Raw genomic sequence first — 17,902 nt, forward strand, 5'->3', positions numbered from 1 at the left:
GTAGAAGCTGGCGAATTCGATGCCGATCGCGCCCGAGCCCATGACGATCAGCGACTTCGGCAGCGCATCCGGCTTCAGCGCCTCGAAATAGGTCCAGATCAGCTTGCCGTCGGGCTCGATGCCCGGCAGCGCGCGCGGGCGGGCGCCGGTGGCAATGATGATGTGCTTGGCACTATAGTTGCCCTCGCCCTTGACGTTCTTCGGCAGCGGATGCTGCGGCTCGACCACAGGCTTCGACGACTTGCCGACGACGATCTCGCCGGGCTTTGAAAGCTTCGCCTCACCCCAGATGATGTCGATCTTGTTCTTCTTCATCAGAAAGCCGACGCCGGCGTTGAGACGGGCGGAGACGGCGCGCGAGCGGCCGACAACGGCCTTGGCATCCGGCTTGACCGAACCTTCGAGAACGAGACCGAAATCCTTGAAATGATTGGCGTGATCGAGAACCTCGGCCGAGCGCAGCAGCGCCTTTGTGGGGATGCAGCCCCAGTTCAGGCAGATGCCGCCCATATGCTCGCGCTCGACGATCGCGGTCTTGAGGCCGAGCTGAGCGGCGCGGATGGCGGCGACATAGCCGCCCGGGCCCGAGCCGATGATGATGACGTCGTAGGACATCCGTTTTCCTTGAAAAAATTGGGGGATCCGTCGCGACTGGTTCGCGTCGCGGCAAGATCCCCCGAGGTCTGGGAGGAAACTAGATCAGCATACTCATCGGGTTTTCGATGAGCGTTCGGAACTTTCCGACAAGCTCCGCGCCAAGGGCGCCATCGACCGCACGATGATCGGTTGACAGCGTCACGGTCATGACCGTTGCCGCCGACAGCTCGCCTTGTGCGTTGACGACGGGCCTTTTCTCCCCGGCACCAACGGCCAGGATGGTCGAATGGGGAGGGTTGATAATCGCCGCGAATTCTCTCACCCCGAACATGCCGAGGTTTGAAATCGCTCCGGTGCCGCCCTGGTACTCAGCCGGCTTCAATTTGCCTGACTTCGCGCGTGCAGCGAGGTCCTTCATCTCGTTGGAGATGCTCGAGAGCGTTTTGGATTCCGCATGCCGAATGATCGGCGTGATCAGCCCGCCGGCCACGGAAACGGCAACTCCTACGTCAACAGAATGATGGCGCAAGAGGCTCTCTTCCGTCCAAGACACGTTGGCGTCGGGCGTTGATCCAAGGGCCAGCGCGTAGGCCTTAATGACCATGTCATTGACCGACAACTTATATTTAGGCGCCCCATCTTCCATTGGCGCAGACGCGTTCAGCTCCGCTCGCAACTTGAGGAGGGCGTCGATGCGGCAATCAACCGTCAGGTAGAAATGCGGAATAGTGGTCTTTGCTTCCAGCAACCGCCGAGCGATCGTCCTCCTCATAGGCGTATGAGGTTGCAAATCGAACGTGCCTTCGGCGAACTGTTTCAGGGAACCAACAGACGCAGCTTCTTGCCCCACATTCTGCATTCCAGCCGGCGCCGGCAGCGCAACAGCCGCTTCGGCGACGCGAGCCTTCGAAACGTCAGCACTGATAATCCTTCCATGGGGGCCGGTTCCCGCCACGGATCCCAGATCGATGCCGCTTTCCCGCGCGAGGCGTCTTGCCAGCGGCGTAGCCCTAATTGCACTTCCGGCATCCGGCGATCCAATATGGCTTGGTGCGTGGATCAGATCGACCGTGGTCATGCCGGAAGCCGCGACCTCCACGGGGTTGGCCGGAGCAGACAGCTTAGTCGCGGCCTGATATTCCTCACCTTCCTCGTAAAGCCAGGCGACTGCCGACCCTACGGCGATATCGACGCCTTCTTTGCCGGTGATGTTTCGAAGAATGCCCGCAACGGGGGAATCTATCTCCATCGCTGCCTTGTCGGTCTCGATCTCGAACAGAACGTCGCCCTTCCCAACGCGGTCACCTTCGTTGAAAAACCACTTCGAGATTTTGCCGGTCGCCATATCCATGTCGACCTTCGGGAGAATGATCTCTGTTGCCATGCTATCTCGCTCCCCTCACAAGATCCCGGGCTGCACTCAAAATGTCTGGGACTTGTGGAACGGCAGCCTTCTCAAGCTCGGGATTATACGGGATCGGCGTTTCGGAGCCCCCTAGACGGACAATCGGTGCATCCAGATAGTCGAACGCATCGCTTTCGGCGATCATGGCACTTATTTCTGCGCCGACCCCAAGTGTCTTAACGCCTTCATACACGCAAAGGAGCTTCGTCGTCTTTTTCACGCTTGCGATCACGGTCGCCCGATCGATCGGCCGCACCGAACGGAGGTCGATCACTTCGATGTCAATTCCTTCGGCAGCCAGTTGTTCGGCCGCGTCGAGGGCTTTATGAACCATGATCGACGTCGCAACGATGCTGAGATCTTTACCCTGTCGACGGACCTCTGCCTTATCGAGAGGAACCGTGTAGTGACCTTCGGGAACCGGTCCCTTCATTTTATACAGGAGCTTGTGTTCAAAGATCATCACCGGATCGGGGTCGGCGACAGCGGCAAGCAGCATGCCCTTAACATCGTGTGGAGTGGCGGGCTGGACGACCTTCAAACCTGGCACATGTCCCAACCAAGCCTCGAGGCTCTGGCTATGCTGGGCGGCAGCCCCGGTCCCAGAGCCGGCTGGAAACCGCATAACAACCGGCACTGACACTTCGCCGCCGAGCATGTAGCGCATTTTTGCGGCCTGGTTGACGATTTGCTCCATCGCAAGGGCCGCGAAATCCGAGAACTGAAACTCGAATATCGGCCTCAGTCCCGTCATCGCCGCACCGACCGCCACGCCTGCGCCGCCAAGTTCAGAAATCGGAGTGTCCATGACGCGATCCGGGCCGAACCTGTCGATGAGGTCGCCGGTCACTTGAAAGGCGCCACCGTAGACGCCGATGTCCTCGCCCATCAAAACGACGCGCTCGTCCGCCTCCATCGCGATGGCCATCGCTTCTTGGATCGCCTGGGAGTAGCTGAGTTCTCGAACACCGGTGTCCATTTATGCCTGCTCCGTATAAACATTCTCAGCCAACTCAGAGACGTCAGGGGCCGGACTTGCCTTTGCAAATTCAATACCTGCTGCGATCTCATCGCGAACCGATTGGCGGATTGCCTCCAGCTCCGCGTCATTTGCGACGCCGAATTCGCGCAGTTGTGTTTCGAACCGGACGATAGGATCGCGGTTGCTCATCCAGTCGTCGATTTCGTCTTTCGTGCGGTAACGGTTTCGATCGCTCTTGGAGTGACCGCGGTACCGATAGGTTTTGCATTCGATGAGTGATGGCCCCTCGCCGCGCTTGGCGCGTTCAACGGCATTGTGCGTGGCTTCGGCCACCTCGGAGAGCACGTTCCCGTCGACGATGACGCCCGGCATGCTGTAAGCGGCGGCGCGGTCGGCGATATTGGCAACCGCCGTGGAGCGCGCGGTCGAGGTCGACATGCCGTAGCCGTTGTTTTCACAAACGAAAATGACCGGCAGCTTCCAAACGGCAGCCATGTTCAAGGCTTCGTGGAAGGCACCTTCGTTGTTTGCACCGTCGCCAAAGAAGCAGATGACCACCTTTCCGGTTTTTAGCCGCTTGGATGTCAGCGCCGCACCAACGGCGATGGGCAAACCGCCTCCGACAATTCCGTTCGCGCCGAGATTGCCGGTCGTAACGTCCGCAATATGCATGGAGCCGCCGCGGCCGGCGCAATAACCGGTCGTCTTGCCGAAAAACTCCGCGAACATGCGCTTGACATCCGCGCCCTTGGCGATGCAGTGGCCGTGGCCTCGATGGGTCGAGGTTATCTGATCCTGTTGCGTCAGCGGGAGGCAAACGCCCATGGCGCTTGCTTCCTGGCCGATTGACAGATGCATCGTCCCGTGGATGAGGCCACGTGTGTAACTCTCCTCAGCGCCCTCTTCGAACTGGCGGATGAGGTGCATCTTCCGAAGAGCGTCCAGCAACTGCTCGCGAGGATATTGTCGGTAGATGAAGGGCAGATTGCTGGGATCGGCACTCTTCATCACTCTTGCTGAATTCGCCATTTATGCCTCCCTGCCGTAAACAAGCGCGTCTTGCTTGGCGCGCAAGGCTGCAAGACGAGAGCCTTCCGCGACAGATGCGTTGCTGTAGGTAATCAACTCGCCCTTCTTGATCGGCGCGGTAACCTTGCCCCCTTGCAACATTCCGCAAGGAATAGCGGCGGCGCTTCGCGCTTCAGGCGCGGTCATGATCCATGCGCGATAGCAGTACTCGCCGATTGCATCGAGCTTTTCGCCGGGCTGAAGATCCTTCTTGGCCACTGCACACACCTCGGCGACAGGGGTGGAAAGAGGGACCATGTCCGGCTTCCCATAAAGAACGACACGGGCACAGGTGAGCGGCACTTCCAGTGACGTAAGGTGATAGGGCCGGTGGAAGGTGAAATACGGCCCCTTCCCCATCTTGAGATCTTCCATGCGCTCCGAGATCCGCGGATGCGACATGTCCGCAACGACGAAGACGCCAGGGGCTACACCCTTGCCAATTGAATAATCGACGACGCCGATCTTTGAGAGCACGCCGCCGTCTTTTTCGGGCACGAGGACCTTCGACAATTCGTCAAGCGTGGCCGCCGGACCGTGCATGCCAGGTTTATCCGGCACAAGTCCTGTCGCGTTTGCGATGGCGGCCATTTCCACCATGGTTTTCGAGCCGTCCACGAACTCGACAAGCATGCGAACGTTCATGTTGCGACGCGCCGCTTCTTCGGCGTATTGGTCCGGGACCGCGTCGATGTTCAAGGGGTTGTTTTTGCCCTTGCCTGCGGCAACGATCGGATGGCCCATCGCCGAAACAAACTCGATCAGCTCGATGCAAGACGACGGTTCATCTCCGGCGCCGAGTGAGTAAGTAACGCCAAGTCGCTCGGCCTCGCTTTTGAGATAGGCGCCGATCGTGACGTCCGCTTCGACGTTCATCATCACGAGGTGCTTGCCGTGCTCCATGGCCGAAAGGCCGATTTCCGCACCGACAGCCGGGACACCCGTGGCATCGACGACAACGTCGATCAATCCGCTGTTGAGGATATTGGTGGCGTCGGCGGTGATGGCGATCTTACCGGCTTCGATCACATCGTTGAGTTGGTCAGCGGTCGCGGCTTCGCGATGATGTCCGTCGGTCCGGTAAGCGATATCAACGGCCTCGCGAGCGCGGACGACGTTGAGATCGCAGATTGCCCCGATCTCGATACCGGGCATGTGGGCAACGCGGGTTACGATGTCAGTGCCCATCTCCCCGCTCCCAATCAACCCAATGCGAATAGGTTTTCCCTCGGTCTCTCGACGCACGAGATCGCGTGCAAGCCCGGTTGGCGCAACGTTAATGGGCATTCCAATCCTCCCGAATTCATTCGAGGCAATTGGTACTGTACATTTGTTATATCGTCAACAAATATGTTCTTGCAGTTCGGGATTTCGAACCAATTCACGCCGATTGGCGGGTGCTGAAGAACTTTTGTTGCAAATATGAACATTGAGACGAGCCTGCGCGTGCGCAGGTGCCGACGGCCGAGGAGCATGGCGCCGCTGCGGTCAACGATTTTTATTGAAACGATTTTTTGCACTGCGGTTTAACAGCGTGCGGATCTGCGGAGCAGTGCGCGGGACCCGATGCGCGAAAGGCTCTAGGGTCGTTCGCGCTCGGCGGGATCGGTTGCCATCAAGGTTAGCAGAGCGCCCGCCGTCTGCTCATCCGTTACGAAGGTCGTTGGCTTGATTGTCATAAGGGATGCCCGGAGTGCGGCCAGCTTTTCTGGTCCCCCGGAGATCAAAATGCGCTCCGGCGTGCGCCGCAATCGCTCGAGGTTCACCGATATAACCCGAGCATTAACCTCATGGTCGATAACGTTGCCGTCCTTGTCGATGAAGTTATAAAGCACATCTCCGACGGCGCCGGCGTCTATCAAAGAGCGGCGGTCCGCCTCGCTCAGATAGCCGGTGCGGTAGCTCGTCGTCAGTGTGGAGATGCCTCCGACCGAGAGAAGTGCGACGTCGAGCTTGTCTGCCATTTCGAAAATCGCGGCTAGGCCGCATCTTTCCAGCAGTGCATGCTTCGTCTCGGGGCTATCCACCACGGCCGGTGCTGTGACAAGAAAGCCTTCACCCTTAAAAAGCTCCGCGAACTGCCAGGCAAACTCCGCAGGATTGAAGCGACGAGCAGCCGAAATGCCTCCGAGGAGCGAGACGACGCGAAAGTCGTCGAGGGCGGCGCCGGCAATAAACGGCAATGTATTATAAAGGGTGCGCCCCCAACCCACGCCAACGATCATGCCGGAATGCATCAATCCGGTAATCAGCGTTCCCGCAGCTGCCGCAATCACCTTGGTTGGATCGCCTTCCGTATCAGCGAAGGGCGCAACAATGACCTGTTTGATCCCAAACGTCGTCTCCAGTTCTCTTTCAAGAGCGATCATATCGGAAAGCGGCGAGGATATGGTAACGCGCACTTCGTTACGGCGACGCGCTTCCGCAAGAAGTCGAACGACCATTACGCGATTGATGCCAAGCTGGGCGGCGATGTCTTGCTGCGTGTAATTCTCTATGTGGTAGAGCCACGCCACTCGCGCCCGAAGCCTTTCAGAATCACTCTGGACCATGACAACTGTCGGCGTGGTCTGCATCTAGCTTCCTTTCGGATGTGTCTCAGTCGGCGCGGATGATATGGCGCGGGATTCAGCCCTCTTCCCGCGAAGTCAGCGCCCCGTCATCGCATTCTGAATTTTGTGTCGTGTACAAGATTTATCTCTCAGTGGATAGGTCGGCAAGAAGCAGTGGCATGCCGCAGCGCTGCACTGCACAAAGTTGCGTGATTGATGCATAATGTTCGATAATCATACTGAAGGCCGGTAGAAAAAATGGGTTGACAGCCGTCGCTTATGAACACATTGTGTTTCTCGATAGCAAATGTTCGCGCCATCGAGCGGATAAGTGCTATGATGGAGCGGAGTGGAGGCCGCGCCGAAACGGTCTTGCCTCCATTGGCATTCAGCTGATTTATTCAGATTGGGAGGAATAACATCATGACAGTCTTAAGTTCCGGCGTATCGCGCCGTGGATTCCTCAGGCATACCGCAGCTTTTGGGCTCGCCGCGGGCGCGGCCTCGGCCCTCAAGCTGCCCGCGTTTGCGCAATCCGGTCTGCCGGATGTGCAGGCGGTTTTGGACAAGATTTCGGTCAAAGACTATGTCCGCGAGGACTACCAGAAGCTCTACAAAATGTCGAACGATCCGCTGTGGGATCCGGCGAAAGACTGGATCCGTACGGTCGATTGGGAAAAGGTTCGCTCGGAGCAGAGCGGAAAAACGGTCAGATTTGCCGTAGGCGCCGCCGACCAGGAGTCAGCTGCCGAGGGGCTCAAGCCCTTTGAACAGCTGTCCGGCATCAAGGTGGAACTTGTCCCGATCCCTGACGACAGCTTTTACGACAAGGCGGTTTCAGAATTCATTTCCGGAAACGCATCCTTCGACGCGCTGCAGTTCTTCTCGCCCTGGCTCGGTGATTTCGCCGGCCCAGGCTTCCTGGCCGACCTCGGCGAATATGCCGAGAAGTGGAAACTGCCGCTCGACGACTTTTACGATACTTATCGGCTGAACTACGGCTATGTCGGCGGCAAACTGGTTGGTATTCCGTTCGACTGCGACGTCCAAATGGTGCATCTGCGCAAGTCGATCATGGAGAAAATTCTCGGCGGCTCCATCGACCGAGCTCAATCCGTGCCAACCTACGACGAACTCATTCGCATCACTGCCGAAGCAAATAAACTCGGCGGCGGTGTAGCCGGCGTTGGCCTGATGGCGGCCCGTGGTTTCTGGGCGACTTACACCTGGGAACATATCGCGGCGCAAGCCGGCCTTTCCTTGTTCGACAATCAATGGAATCCGCAGCTCACGAGTGATGCCGGAATGAAGGCCATGGATATCATCATGGCTCTTCAGAAAAACGCCATCGAAGGCGTGTCCGGCGCCGGCTGGGGTGAAAACCGAGCCGCCTGGCTTGGCGGCCAGGTTGCAGCAAATATCAGCTGGCAGGACAGCGGCACCCAGGCCATGCGGCCTGATCAGTCGAAGATCGTCGATGATTTTGTTACGATCTATGAGCCCCGCATTTCAGGTGGCGTATTCGCGCCGCCGAATATTGCCGGATCGACCTCCTGCGTTGCAGCCACATCGCAAAACCCCGAGGGCGCGTTCCTTATGCTCGCATTCCTCACGACTTCGTCTATCATGGCGATGAACGAAGCGAATGCGAATGGTGTTGCTCCAGGCTACCGGTCCGTTCTTGCCAACGAACGTCTCCGCGCCGTCAGCCAGCCCATGACGGTGTGGGCGGACAGTTTGGAACATGCGTGGTGCGCGCCCCGTATTCCAGGGATGTTCGAAATGGAGCAGGCGCTCGGGAATGAAATTAACCGGGCGGTCACCGGTCAGATTTCAGCCAAGGAAGCCCTTGAGAACGGGCAAAAAGCCTGGAAGAGCATTCTGGAGAAGAATGGCTTCTCCGGTGGAAGCGCCCCGATTGCTTACTCGGACGCGGAGCCAGGCCTCTACGTAGGCAAGGGTAAGGCACTGCCTTTCTAAGATCATGACACATTCAACTCAAAGGCTTGAAACGGAGGCGGCGTTCGCCGCCTCCACCGTAAAGTTACCCGCTAGACCTCGTCCCCGTTCGGCTACGGCGAGGAAGGTCTTCCCGTATCTCTTGGTTGGACCTGCCGTAGCCTATCTACTCGCGATCACCCTATATCCGGGTCTATTCGCGATGTATCAAAGCCTCTTTGTCGTCAAGTTCGTCAATTGGTCTTGGATCGGGCTCGGCAACTACACGCGGATCATCCAGGATCGTGAATTCTGGGCTGCTTTAGGGAACACTGCCGTCATTGGCGGCATCTCATTGGCCCTGCAATCGGTGATCGCGATGGCTGTGGCCTTCTTCTGTTACCGAGATCCCTTTGTCCGCGGTTGGCGAATTATCTTCCTCATGCCGATGCTGTTCATGCCGTCGGCAGTGGCGTTCATCTGGAAGCTTGCGTTCAATGATGGCCGGGTGATTTCCGATATCCTCATGTCGATTGGAGTAGTCTCCAATAATGTCGACTGGCTTGCGTCTATTTGGTTGGCAAGGTTGACCCTGATTGTCGCGGACGTGTGGCAGTGGACACCGTTTCTTTTCATCATCTTCGTCGGAGCCCTTCAAGGGCAGGACGAGGAAATCGAGGAAGCGGCTCGATTGGACGGGGCAAGTTGGAGCGCCATTTTCTGGAACATCTCACTGCCGATGATGAGGCCTATCATCGTGGTTGCCGTAACGCTGCGCGGCATCGACATCACGACGATGTTCACGAACGTCTACATCATGACCCAAGGCACGCCGGGCGGGGCAACGGAGACGATGAGCTTCTTCATCTATCGTCAAGGCTTCAGGATGTTCAATTTCGGATACGCATCCGCGGCATCGGTGCTGATGCTGATCTTTACGATCGCCATCGCTCAAACTGTCGTCAAGCGCGCATTCAAATCTGGGAAATCATGATATGGCTAGTATTCGAAAAAACGGCGGCGAAAGCTTCCTTCTTCGCTACATCATACTTGGCGCCTGGGCCCTTGTTTGCCTTGTTCCGATCATCTGGTTCCTCACAATAGGGTTCAGACCAAGAACTGAAATTATCGTGCCAAGGCCGATTTACTGGCCGACGTGGAGTTTGGACGCCTGGCGCCTGCTCGTCAGCGATTGGCCTATAGCTTCGTATCTGCGAAATTCCGTCGTTGCAGTGGCGGGCTCTGTCGTCATTGATCTGCTGCTGGCTATTCCCGCAGCCTTCGCGTTGGCTCGCTATGAGTTCCGTGGCCGCGAGGACATCGGTTTCTACATCCTGTCCACGCGAATGATGGCGCCGGCCATCGTTGCGGTGCCCATCTTCTTTCTGTTCAAAAATATGGGTTTGCTGGATTCCGTCTGGGCTTTGATGCTCATATACGCGGCCATCAATCTCAGCCTCGTCACCTGGATCATTCGCAGCTACATGCTGGATATTCCGAAGGAGTTGGAGGACGCGGCACGCACCGATGGCGCCGGGGACTTGACCATTCTTTGGGAAATCATGATCCCGGCTTGCCTACCCGGCATTATCACCGCTGCGGTAATAGCGGCGATCTTCGCAATCAACGAATTCTTGTTCACCCTTCTCATCGCGTCGACCTCAAAGGCTTACACGATGTCCGTTGCCCTCGCCAACTTCACAGGCGGCTCCGATGGGGTGATCTACAACGCAATCGCACTCGTCTCGTTCCTCGCATTCGCTCCGATCTTGATCCTCGTTGTCCTGATCCAGAAGCATCTCTCGCGCGGCCTAACGATGGGCGCAGTGAAAGGATAATTCCATGGCTTCTATTGAACTTAAGAACGTCGTGAAGAGCTTTGGCGCCTTCTTTGGCGTTCAGGATGTCACTCTCGATATCGCCGATGAGGAGTTTCTGGTCCTCTTGGGGCCGTCGGGCTGCGGAAAGACCACGACCATGCGCATGATTGCTGGTCTGGAACATCCTACCGGGGGCGAGATAAGCATCGGCGGCAACGTTGTGAACGAGGTTGATGCCCGCGATCGAGATGTCGCGATGGTTTTCCAAGGCTACGCCCTGTACCCGAACATGTCTATTTACGAGAACATTCGGTTTCCTCTCAGAATGAGACGCATTCCGAAGGACAAGCATGACAGCCTTGTTCGTCGCGCCGCGGATATGGTTGAACTTGGGCCGTTTCTCGAGCGCAAACCCGGCGCGCTTTCGGGTGGCCAGAGACAGCGCGCCGCGCTCGCGCGCGCTATCGTTCGCCAGCCGCAAGTCTTTCTGATGGACGAGCCGCTTTCGAACCTCGATGCGAAGCTGCGTGCCAGCATGCGCGTCCAAATCAAGCACATGCAGCGCGACCTGAAGGTGACCACAGTTTACGTGACGCACGACCAGATCGAGGCAATGACGCTGGCCGATCGGATCGTCATTATGAATAAAGGCATAATTCAGCAGATCGGCACCCCCGATGAGATCTATTCAAATCCAGCAAATACGTTTGTAGCAGGGTTCATCGGCTCGCCGCCGATGAATTTGGTGTTGGGCTCTGCGCACAATGGAATTTTCTCGGCTCCTGGCGTGAAGGTCGCTTGCCCTGCAAAGCTATCCGGTCAGGTTACCCTCGGCTTTCGGCCGGAGGATTGCCTGATCGGCGGCGAAAATCTCCAGGGCACCGTTTACGGCGTCGAGCCGACGGGTGACATCACCTACCTGTCCGTCCGTACCCCAGAGAAGACCTTTGAAATCAAAACCGGCCGGGATTTCCGAGCAAAAATTGATTCCGCCGTATCCATCGGGTTTGATCCCAGCCGGCTCTACTATTTCGACAGTGACGGCAACAGGATCGGAGTTCAATGATGCCGGCAACTTTCGATTTCAGCTGCGTCGGCTTTTACACTTTCGATGCTCTTTGCCGGCCTGTCGCGGAAATCCCTCCAGGGGGTCAAACCCTTTTCGTGGAAGACTTCACCCTGGCCGTATCCGGCGCGGCCGGTTCCGCTGCGATTGTGGCTGCCAAGTACGGCCTCAAGGTGCAAGCGATCGGCGGAGTGGGCTATGATGACATGGGTGACTGGGTCCGTATGAAGCTCCAGTCTTTCAGCGTAGACACCGCCATGATGCGGCGCTACGAGGGCTACACAACCTCCTCCTCAATCGTGACGACACGTCCAAACGGTCAGCGACCGGCCCTTCACAAGCGCGGTGCGACCGATGCCTTCTTCGTATCAGATTCGGAAATAGATCGAGTTCTAGACACCAAAATCCTGCATGTGGGTGGGGTCGGTCTGATGAATCGGATGGACGACTGCGGACGTACTGCGGAAATCATGGCCGAAGCGCGCCGTCGAGGTGTGATAACAACGCTTGACGTCTTCGCATCAACCCCGGACGACCTTCCCAAGGTTGCGGCTCTCTTGCCTTACACGGATTACTTTCTCCCCTCTGAAGAGGAGGCGCAGGCCCTTTCTGGATTGGCCCACAACAAGGATCTGGCAGATTTCCTTCTCAGCAGAGGGGCGAAGTGTGTCATTCTGACTTTGGGAGCAGAGGGCGCCTACTATCATGACGATTCTGGCTTGGAGTTCCGCTCGCCGGCGTTCCAGGTCGACGTGAAGTGCACGTGCGGGTGCGGCGACTGCTTCAATGGCGGTTTCGCGAGCGGCTTGGTGAAGGGGCTGTCCGCTCGAGATGCGGTCGAACTCGGCCAAGCGTCCTCCGCATTGAACGCCACTGGCTTGGGAAGTCAGGCCGGCGTGGCCAGCTATGATGCGACTCGTGCATTTATTAAGGCGACACCTCGGCGCGAATTGCGATATGATATTATGGCCTAACAGAGGTGCAATTAGGTAAGAGGGTAGATTGGCATGTCGCCGGGATTCGCTCCACAAACGACGCAACTGAAAGACGCGTTGAGGTCACTGCGCTATACCCTTCAAAAGGGACGCGACGCGGTGAAGGAGACTGCGCCTCGCCGGCTGCCGGCACCGGCATCGGGGATGGCTCTTTCCGCACTTGGCGAGATTGAGGTTTTTGCCCGCAACGTTGATCATTTTTTCTGCAATTTTACACATTCCGTTTTGAGCGATTCTCTGACGAATTCGGAAAATCTGCGCGAGATCGCTGCATCTTCGCGGCCCGACTATAAGTTTTCGGTCTGTTATTATGTGACGATGAAGCTCGTACTAAGCCATCTTGGTGTGAAAAGAGGGTTGGTCAATCAGAGTGCCTGCCGTCGGGCCTTTGCGCGACTGGCCCAATCCCAAGACGTGTTCGAGCTTGCAGCCCAATTGGCGTTGCACCTTACGGATGATGGGTCGATAACAATCGATCAGTTGGACGACCGATCACCCGTCGCGGGTTCCCGCATCACCGTCGTCGTGGTTTTTGCCGCGATACTCTCACTGCTCGCGGAGGCCGACGACGGTCAGAGGGAGGCGATGGTCTTTGCAGCGACTGATATTGCGGCCGCCGTGCAAGAGAAGATCCAGGATTTATACCAGAAGAAAGATATCTCGGCTTTGGCCTCGCTCTTTAAATGGTGCGCTGCCCATGTTTGATTTATCACAATCAATGCACAATCTTCCCCGAACGAACAAGCCGCTCAGGGTAGCCGTCAGGCAGTTGCACTGGTTCAAAGCAGCCTTTCGTGCACACGCCGCGTTCTGCGGCGAAGCGCTGGCATGCGACTTTGCCATCGATGACGTCAAGCTGGCGAGCGCATTTGTTCGCTGGCTGGATAGTATCGACCGTCAAAAGCCGAAGGAGAAGGTCGAACGGCGTGAGTTTTTTCAGTTTGCCCCCTCTCTCGTGTTGCGCGAACTCGTAGCGGACATGCCGATTAAGGCGGTGTGCACCCCCGCCCGCGTTGACGCGAAATCGGCAGCGGCGTTCTGGCCTGAAGGATATGTCGCCACCACATTTTGCTTGACCGTTTACGCCGCGACGATGGATCAGGAGTTTCACATGGACGTCCATGTCAGCCAGATGGTCGACAATCTTCGTAGCTGGTGGTCCTTTCGGGAAAATGCGAGCCAGGACACGGACTACGCGGCGGGCTTTTTCCAGATGTTGCTTGGCAACGAACCTAATTGGTGGATGCCGAGCAATTTTAGCGCTCGCACCCGCTCCGCAGACGACGTGGACAATGTTGAGGCCGTAACCCCACCAAACTAAAGTTCAGCAGCCTTTTCAGCGGAAGGTTGCGTCGAGTTTGCGAAAGCTTATGCGAAGCTTGGTGCAAAGCGACGCCAGAGGACAAATGGCATCACGCTCGGATGGCAAAGTAGACGATCGTCTTCAATAATTTTGCGTGGCTCTGCATCGCCATGTCAGAAATGATCAATCCAGATCGAGCTGTCTGCTAATATCACTTAACTGCTGTGCTCCGGCGGCGCGGCGCTGCCTCAGCATCTGGCATGGTTCCTCCGAGTCCAATGGCGTTTTCCAGACACTACGCGAACAAGCGTCTCCAACGCTTGACGGACGAGTGGTTTCTTTGGTGCACGTCAAGGACTTCCCCTCTGGCCGGCAGATTCATACTCGAACAGTTCGAAGTTCAGGGTAAGCGTTGCCTACCTCGCACCTTGACCTACCGATGGCGTGCTGTTTCGGAGACCATCCCTATGCCTGAGACGGCAATCACGAGCCGAAAGCCGCGGAGCTTTGTGACTGCGTTTGTGATATTGCAACCGATGGCATACTAAACCTGCATGGCAGATTTAAGTTTACCGCAGGTGCCCGTCGTACGCATTGATTACCGACTTGCTGCGGGCACAGTCGGGTGGGCGTCATGCGATTTGGTGATTGGATCTTCGGCAGTGACCATTACAGCCTCTTACTTGGGGCATGCCCTCGAAGAACTTGTCGAGGCAGCGTGTCTTGCCATGTCCGGAGAAGCGATATCCGAAGCGCATTTTTGGGAGGAACCTGGCGAATATCGGTGGGTTCTCGAAAATGCCGGGCAAAGCACCAGAGTTCGCATATTAGAGTTCGATGAACTTTGGTCAAATAGGCCGATTGAGGATGGCAAGGTCATACTTGACGAAATCTGTGAGAGGTCAGCTTTTGGCGCTGCCGTTCTTCAGGCCGCCGACCAGGTTCTCGATAAGCATGGCTCAATAGGCTATGCGAAACTGTGGGGCCAAGGAGCATTTCCTACGAAATCTGTGACCTGGCTACGAGAACTCGTGAGGTCTACATCCAAACCTGACAGAGGTGCGACATAACGTCGTCCGCTTCGAGCCGACAGCCGACTTTAGCCGTGTGTTTGCTCGGAATAGTTCCACGGCAAAAGCTCATTGATCCGGGCCTGCCTGTGTCCGTTGACGATGGCGGTTAGCGTGGCACGCAGGTAGGCCATCGGATCGATAGAATTAAGTTTACAGGTTTCGATGAGCGATGCGATGGTCGCCCAATTCTCCGCTCCTGCATCATGTCCGGCGAAGAGAGCATTCTTCCGGTTGAGCGCTATCGGTCTGATGGTTCGTTCGACGCTGTTGTTGTCGATCTCGACGCGGCTGTCGCTCAGGAAGACGCAGAGCCCGTCCACCACGTCCCGAATTCGAGCCCCGCGGATGGGAACGCGCCGTCACGATAGACAAAATCGCATCCACAAGGATCAGAAGTCGACTTCGATCGCCACACCTTTCGACACGGCCAGGTCGACGACAGCCGAGGCCACTGCAAGATCCTGCAGTCCAACGCCTGTTCCGTCGAACAAGGTAATGTCGTCGGCTGAGCGGCTTAAAGCGCCAAGATTCGTTTCCGGTTTCGACGATCTCGCAGTGGTGGGTGAGACGGTCCAGAAGCGCGGTCGTCATCGTGATCGACAGCCGCCACGACAGCACCCGACGACTGAACCAATCGACGATAACGCAGAGAAGCAGCGGCCGTATGACCGCTCAGCGATCGTTCCTCATGGCGGCGCGCAGCACGTCATTGATGCGGTCCTGCCAGCCCGGGCCATCCTCCTGAAAATGGACGAGCACGTCGCTGTCGAGCTTCAGAATGACCTGCTCCTTGACGTTCGGCAGCGCCGGCCGCGCGACGGGGGGTGCGGCGGCGACCTTTTTGGCGGGTTTGAACAAGGCTTCCGCGGCATCAAGCGCATTGGCTGGGCGGCGTGGGGTTTTGGTCACGATTCTCTCCTATCGTTCGCTTATTCCGCGGTCAGGCAGTATTTCAAAGGGTTGATCGTCCGCCGGGACGCTTCCGGGTCGTTGACCTGCTCCGGTCATGGCAACGACCCCTGTTTTAGAAAGCGACCGCTCCTGCAGCAGTGCGTTGTATCGACCACAAATCTCACTTGACCATTAGAGGAAACGAAATCCAGACGACTTGGTTAGGCATTGGAAAGCTGGGCCTCGTTCCGGAGCCGCACGATGTGTAGCCGATTATCATGTTGTGAATGTTCTACGCTTCAGCAGACCGAAAAACAGTCGTGATAGTGCCGATGCTGGTTTCTTGAACACGGACGAGACTTCCAGCCCAAACAGATCGCAGCCACGGCTGGAGGTCAAGCCGACCGGTATCGTGGTGCAAGGCAAAGAGCGCCTCGCCATAGTGGGCGAGGCGCCTTTGTCGATCTCGTCAAGCAGCGAGGACGCCGCTCTTCTTGGCGGTCCAGGTGGCGATAGCGTCCATCAAGCCGGGGTTGAGGCAATCGTACGGCTCGAGGCCCGATGCCTTCAGCTGCGCTCTGACGGCATCCATCTTGCCAGGATCGAAGCCGCTTTCGATGATCGACGAGACGAAGGCCGCAAAGCCGGGCTTCGCCCAGCCGCTTTCCTGGAAGCGCTCCGGATGGATGAACGACAACCCCTGGAACGCATGTTCACGCTCGACCGGGCCGTACATATGCACGCCGCATTCCTTGCAGGCGTGGCGCTGGATCAAAGCCCCGGCATCGACGACGGCGAGCTTGTTGCCGTTCTCGAGGACTTCGACGCTCTCGGTCGGAGCGACCGCCACGACCGAAAAGGCAGCCCCCTCCGGCTTCCAGCACTTGGTGCAGCCGCAGGCGTGATTGTGGGCGATATCGCCCTTGATCCTGACCTTCACGGGGTTGCTCGTGCATTTGCACACCAGCGTCCCGCCTGAAAAGGCGGCGTCAGTCGCTCGAAAGCCGGAATCCACTGCCGGATGAATGGCTATGCTCATTGATGTTCTCCTTCCCTCCTTGGCCGTTTGCGTTATGCCCGGCCGAGCCCTGCAATCAATTTCCCAGCCTCTGCGCATGCCAGCGCAGATGGTCCTCCATGAAGGTCGAAATGAAAAAGTAGGAGTGGCCGTAGCCTTCCTGCATGCGCAGCCTGATCGGAATGCCCGCCGTTTCGCAGGCTTGCCGAAGCTCGTCGGGACGCAAGCCGTCCTCCAGGAAGCTATCCGCCGTGCCCTGGTCGACGAACAGCTCCGGGAAACGCTGCCCGTCTTCGATCAGCGCGCAGGCATCATAGGCCCGCCAGGTCTTTTCGTCGGCTCCGAGGTATTTCCGCAATGCCGGTTTCGACCAGCCGGAGACCGAGGGATGGCTGATCGGCGCAAAGGCCGAGCAGCTCCGGAAGCGGTCCGGGTTCTTGAGCGCGATGGTGATCGCGCCGTGTCCGCCCATCGAGTGGCCGAAGATCCCCTGGCGCTCCATGTCGGCGGGGAACTCCGCGGCAAGGAGGCGCGGCAGCTCGTCAGCGATGTAGCTGTACATGCGATAATTCGCCGAAAACGGCGGCTCGGTGGCGTCGACATAAAAGCCGGCGCCCTTGCCGAACTGCCAATTGTCGGATTCATCCGGAACGTGATCGCCGCGAGGGCTGGTATCCGGGCAGACGACGATCAGTCCGAGTTCGGCGGCTAGCCGCCGATACTCGCCCTTGTCCATGACATTGGCATGGGTGCAGGTCAGGCCGGACAGATACCACAGCACCGGGCAATTGCCCTCGGCCGCCTGCGGCGGCACGTATACCGCAAAGGTCATGTCGCAGTCGCAGGCCTCGGAGCGGCTGACGTAGACGCCTTGAGTGCCGCCGTAAGACTTGTCGGTCGAGATGGTTTTCATGGCTCAGTAGACCACCACGCCGCGGATGCTTTCACCCTTGTGCATCATGTCGAAGCCCTTGTTGATGTCGTCGAGCGGCATGGTGTGGGTGATCATCGGGTCGATCTGGATCTTGCCCTGCATGTACCAGTCGACGATCTTCGGCACGTCGGTGCGGCCGCGCGCGCCGCCGAAGGCGGTGCCCATCCAGTTGCGGCCGGTGACCAGTTGGAACGGACGGGTGGAGATCTCCTGACCGGCGCCGGCAACGCCGATGATGATCGATTTGCCCCAGCCGCGAT

At 57.7% G+C, this 17,902-nt stretch carries 16 protein-coding genes and 6 pseudogenes; 7 read left to right on the top strand and 15 right to left on the bottom strand.

The features are described from left to right. The 6 genes from BBJ66_RS24845 to BBJ66_RS24870 form a co-directional block, all read right to left on the bottom strand. On the bottom strand, positions 1-615 hold a 615-nt coding region (locus BBJ66_RS24845; protein ID WP_116429667.1), incomplete at its 3' end, for an FAD-dependent oxidoreductase. Positions 616-694: 79 nt separating this feature from the next. Continuing rightward, positions 695-1,981, bottom strand: a complete 1,287-nt coding sequence (locus tag BBJ66_RS24850) for a pyruvate dehydrogenase complex dihydrolipoamide acetyltransferase (protein WP_071090613.1) — start codon at positions 1,979-1,981, stop codon at positions 695-697. Between the two features lies 1 nt (position 1,982). Next, positions 1,983-2,981: an alpha-ketoacid dehydrogenase subunit beta gene (locus BBJ66_RS24855; RefSeq protein ID WP_071090615.1), complete on the bottom strand. Its 999-nt coding sequence runs from the start codon at positions 2,979-2,981 to the stop codon at positions 1,983-1,985. Then, positions 2,982-4,013 (bottom strand): thiamine pyrophosphate-dependent dehydrogenase E1 component subunit alpha, encoded by a 1,032-nt coding sequence (locus BBJ66_RS24860; RefSeq protein ID WP_049732306.1) that lies wholly within the window; start codon positions 4,011-4,013, stop codon positions 2,982-2,984. It abuts the gene before it with no gap. Beyond that, the gene (locus BBJ66_RS24865; protein WP_049732305.1) at positions 4,014-5,339 is read right to left on the bottom strand and encodes an NAD(P)H-dependent oxidoreductase; all 1,326 of its coding nucleotides are present in this window, start codon (positions 5,337-5,339) and stop codon (positions 4,014-4,016) included. Positions 5,340-5,632: 293 nt separating this feature from the next. Continuing rightward, positions 5,633-6,628 (bottom strand): sugar-binding transcriptional regulator, encoded by a 996-nt coding sequence (locus BBJ66_RS24870; RefSeq protein ID WP_049732304.1) that lies wholly within the window; start codon positions 6,626-6,628, stop codon positions 5,633-5,635. Positions 6,629-7,027: 399 nt separating this feature from the next. Between BBJ66_RS24870 and BBJ66_RS24875 the strand changes: the two genes are divergently transcribed. Genes BBJ66_RS24875 through BBJ66_RS24905 form a run of 7 tightly spaced genes read left to right on the top strand, consistent with a single transcriptional unit; the run spans position 7,028 to position 13,744 of the window. Next, a complete protein-coding gene (locus BBJ66_RS24875; RefSeq protein ID WP_071090618.1) occupies positions 7,028-8,584 on the top strand; it encodes an ABC transporter substrate-binding protein in 1,557 nt (518 codons plus the stop codon). A gap of 4 nt (positions 8,585-8,588) precedes the next feature. Continuing rightward, the gene (locus BBJ66_RS24880; RefSeq protein WP_049732302.1) at positions 8,589-9,536 is read left to right on the top strand and encodes a carbohydrate ABC transporter permease; all 948 of its coding nucleotides are present in this window, start codon (positions 8,589-8,591) and stop codon (positions 9,534-9,536) included. Position 9,537: 1 nt separating this feature from the next. Continuing rightward, on the top strand, positions 9,538-10,380 hold the full coding sequence (locus tag BBJ66_RS24885) for a carbohydrate ABC transporter permease (RefSeq protein WP_049732301.1): 843 nt from the start codon (positions 9,538-9,540) through the stop codon (positions 10,378-10,380). Between the two features lie 4 nt (positions 10,381-10,384). Further along, a complete protein-coding gene (locus BBJ66_RS24890; protein ID WP_049732300.1) occupies positions 10,385-11,428 on the top strand; it encodes an ABC transporter ATP-binding protein in 1,044 nt (347 codons plus the stop codon). Next, positions 11,428-12,402: a carbohydrate kinase family protein gene (locus tag BBJ66_RS24895; RefSeq protein WP_049732299.1), complete on the top strand. Its 975-nt coding sequence runs from the start codon at positions 11,428-11,430 to the stop codon at positions 12,400-12,402. Before BBJ66_RS24890 ends, BBJ66_RS24895 begins: the two co-directional genes overlap by 1 nt. A gap of 33 nt (positions 12,403-12,435) precedes the next feature. Then, positions 12,436-13,128, top strand: a complete 693-nt coding sequence (locus BBJ66_RS24900) for a hypothetical protein (RefSeq protein ID WP_128146141.1) — start codon at positions 12,436-12,438, stop codon at positions 13,126-13,128. Continuing rightward, positions 13,121-13,744, top strand: coding sequence for a hypothetical protein (locus tag BBJ66_RS24905; protein WP_049732297.1), 624 nt, complete (start codon positions 13,121-13,123; stop codon positions 13,742-13,744). The genes BBJ66_RS24900 and BBJ66_RS24905 overlap by 8 nt, the downstream gene beginning before the upstream one ends. 89 nt (positions 13,745-13,833) lie before the next feature. Here the strand turns inward: BBJ66_RS24905 and BBJ66_RS35480 are convergent. The 9 genes and pseudogenes from BBJ66_RS35480 to BBJ66_RS24935 all read right to left on the bottom strand — a co-directional run. Then, positions 13,834-13,941 (bottom strand): annotated as a pseudogene (locus tag BBJ66_RS35480) (type II toxin-antitoxin system VapC family toxin); the annotation flags it as partial. Beyond that, positions 13,938-14,058: pseudogene (locus BBJ66_RS34360) on the bottom strand (type II toxin-antitoxin system VapB family antitoxin); the annotation flags it as partial. The pseudogenes BBJ66_RS35480 and BBJ66_RS34360, both read right to left, overlap by 4 nt. 767 nt (positions 14,059-14,825) lie before the next feature. Beyond that, positions 14,826-15,116, bottom strand: a pseudogene (locus BBJ66_RS24915) (transposase domain-containing protein); the annotation flags it as partial. Between the two features lie 72 nt (positions 15,117-15,188). After that, a pseudogene (locus tag BBJ66_RS34365) lies at positions 15,189-15,308 on the bottom strand (ornithine cyclodeaminase family protein); the annotation flags it as partial. Positions 15,309-15,312: 4 nt separating this feature from the next. After that, positions 15,313-15,390 (bottom strand): annotated as a pseudogene (locus BBJ66_RS35485) (ATP-binding protein); the annotation flags it as partial. Between the two features lie 81 nt (positions 15,391-15,471). Continuing rightward, the gene (locus BBJ66_RS24920; protein WP_049730904.1) at positions 15,472-15,708 is read right to left on the bottom strand and encodes a BrnA antitoxin family protein; all 237 of its coding nucleotides are present in this window, start codon (positions 15,706-15,708) and stop codon (positions 15,472-15,474) included. Between the two features lie 451 nt (positions 15,709-16,159). Next, positions 16,160-16,729 (bottom strand): S-(hydroxymethyl)glutathione synthase, encoded by a 570-nt coding sequence (gfa, locus tag BBJ66_RS24925; protein WP_049730903.1) that lies wholly within the window; start codon positions 16,727-16,729, stop codon positions 16,160-16,162. 55 nt (positions 16,730-16,784) lie between these two features. Continuing rightward, positions 16,785-17,621, bottom strand: a complete 837-nt coding sequence (gene fghA / locus BBJ66_RS24930) for an S-formylglutathione hydrolase (RefSeq protein ID WP_071090627.1) — start codon at positions 17,619-17,621, stop codon at positions 16,785-16,787. A gap of 3 nt (positions 17,622-17,624) precedes the next feature. Beyond that, a pseudogene (locus BBJ66_RS24935) lies at positions 17,625-17,902 on the bottom strand (S-(hydroxymethyl)glutathione dehydrogenase); the annotation flags it as partial.

The organism is Rhizobium sp. RSm-3 (genome assembly GCF_001854685.1).
GTDB classification, from domain to species: domain Bacteria; phylum Pseudomonadota; class Alphaproteobacteria; order Rhizobiales; family Rhizobiaceae; genus Rhizobium; species Rhizobium ecuadorense.

What these genes read in the sequence shown, in the direction of transcription:
- BBJ66_RS24850 (WP_071090613.1), bottom strand. Translation starts at nt 1,981, where the DNA reads ATGGCAACAGAGATCATTCTCCCGAAGGTCGACATGGATATGGCGACC.
- BBJ66_RS24855 (WP_071090615.1), bottom strand. Translation starts at nt 2,981, where the DNA reads ATGGACACCGGTGTTCGAGAACTCAGCTACTCCCAGGCGATCCAAGAA.
- BBJ66_RS24860 (WP_049732306.1), bottom strand. Translation starts at nt 4,013, where the DNA reads ATGGCGAATTCAGCAAGAGTGATGAAGAGTGCCGATCCCAGCAATCTG.
- BBJ66_RS24865 (WP_049732305.1), bottom strand. Translation starts at nt 5,339, where the DNA reads ATGCCCATTAACGTTGCGCCAACCGGGCTTGCACGCGATCTCGTGCGT.
- BBJ66_RS24870 (WP_049732304.1), bottom strand. Translation starts at nt 6,628, where the DNA reads ATGCAGACCACGCCGACAGTTGTCATGGTCCAGAGTGATTCTGAAAGG.
- BBJ66_RS24875 (WP_071090618.1), top strand. Translation starts at nt 7,028, where the DNA reads ATGACAGTCTTAAGTTCCGGCGTATCGCGCCGTGGATTCCTCAGGCAT.
- BBJ66_RS24880 (WP_049732302.1), top strand. Translation starts at nt 8,589, where the DNA reads ATGACACATTCAACTCAAAGGCTTGAAACGGAGGCGGCGTTCGCCGCC.
- BBJ66_RS24885 (WP_049732301.1), top strand. Translation starts at nt 9,538, where the DNA reads ATGGCTAGTATTCGAAAAAACGGCGGCGAAAGCTTCCTTCTTCGCTAC.
- BBJ66_RS24890 (WP_049732300.1), top strand. Translation starts at nt 10,385, where the DNA reads ATGGCTTCTATTGAACTTAAGAACGTCGTGAAGAGCTTTGGCGCCTTC.
- BBJ66_RS24895 (WP_049732299.1), top strand. Translation starts at nt 11,428, where the DNA reads ATGCCGGCAACTTTCGATTTCAGCTGCGTCGGCTTTTACACTTTCGAT.
- BBJ66_RS24900 (WP_128146141.1), top strand. Translation starts at nt 12,436, where the DNA reads ATGTCGCCGGGATTCGCTCCACAAACGACGCAACTGAAAGACGCGTTG.
- BBJ66_RS24905 (WP_049732297.1), top strand. Translation starts at nt 13,121, where the DNA reads ATGTTTGATTTATCACAATCAATGCACAATCTTCCCCGAACGAACAAG.
- gfa (WP_049730903.1), bottom strand. Translation starts at nt 16,729, where the DNA reads ATGAGCATAGCCATTCATCCGGCAGTGGATTCCGGCTTTCGAGCGACT.
- fghA (WP_071090627.1), bottom strand. Translation starts at nt 17,621, where the DNA reads ATGAAAACCATCTCGACCGACAAGTCTTACGGCGGCACTCAAGGCGTC.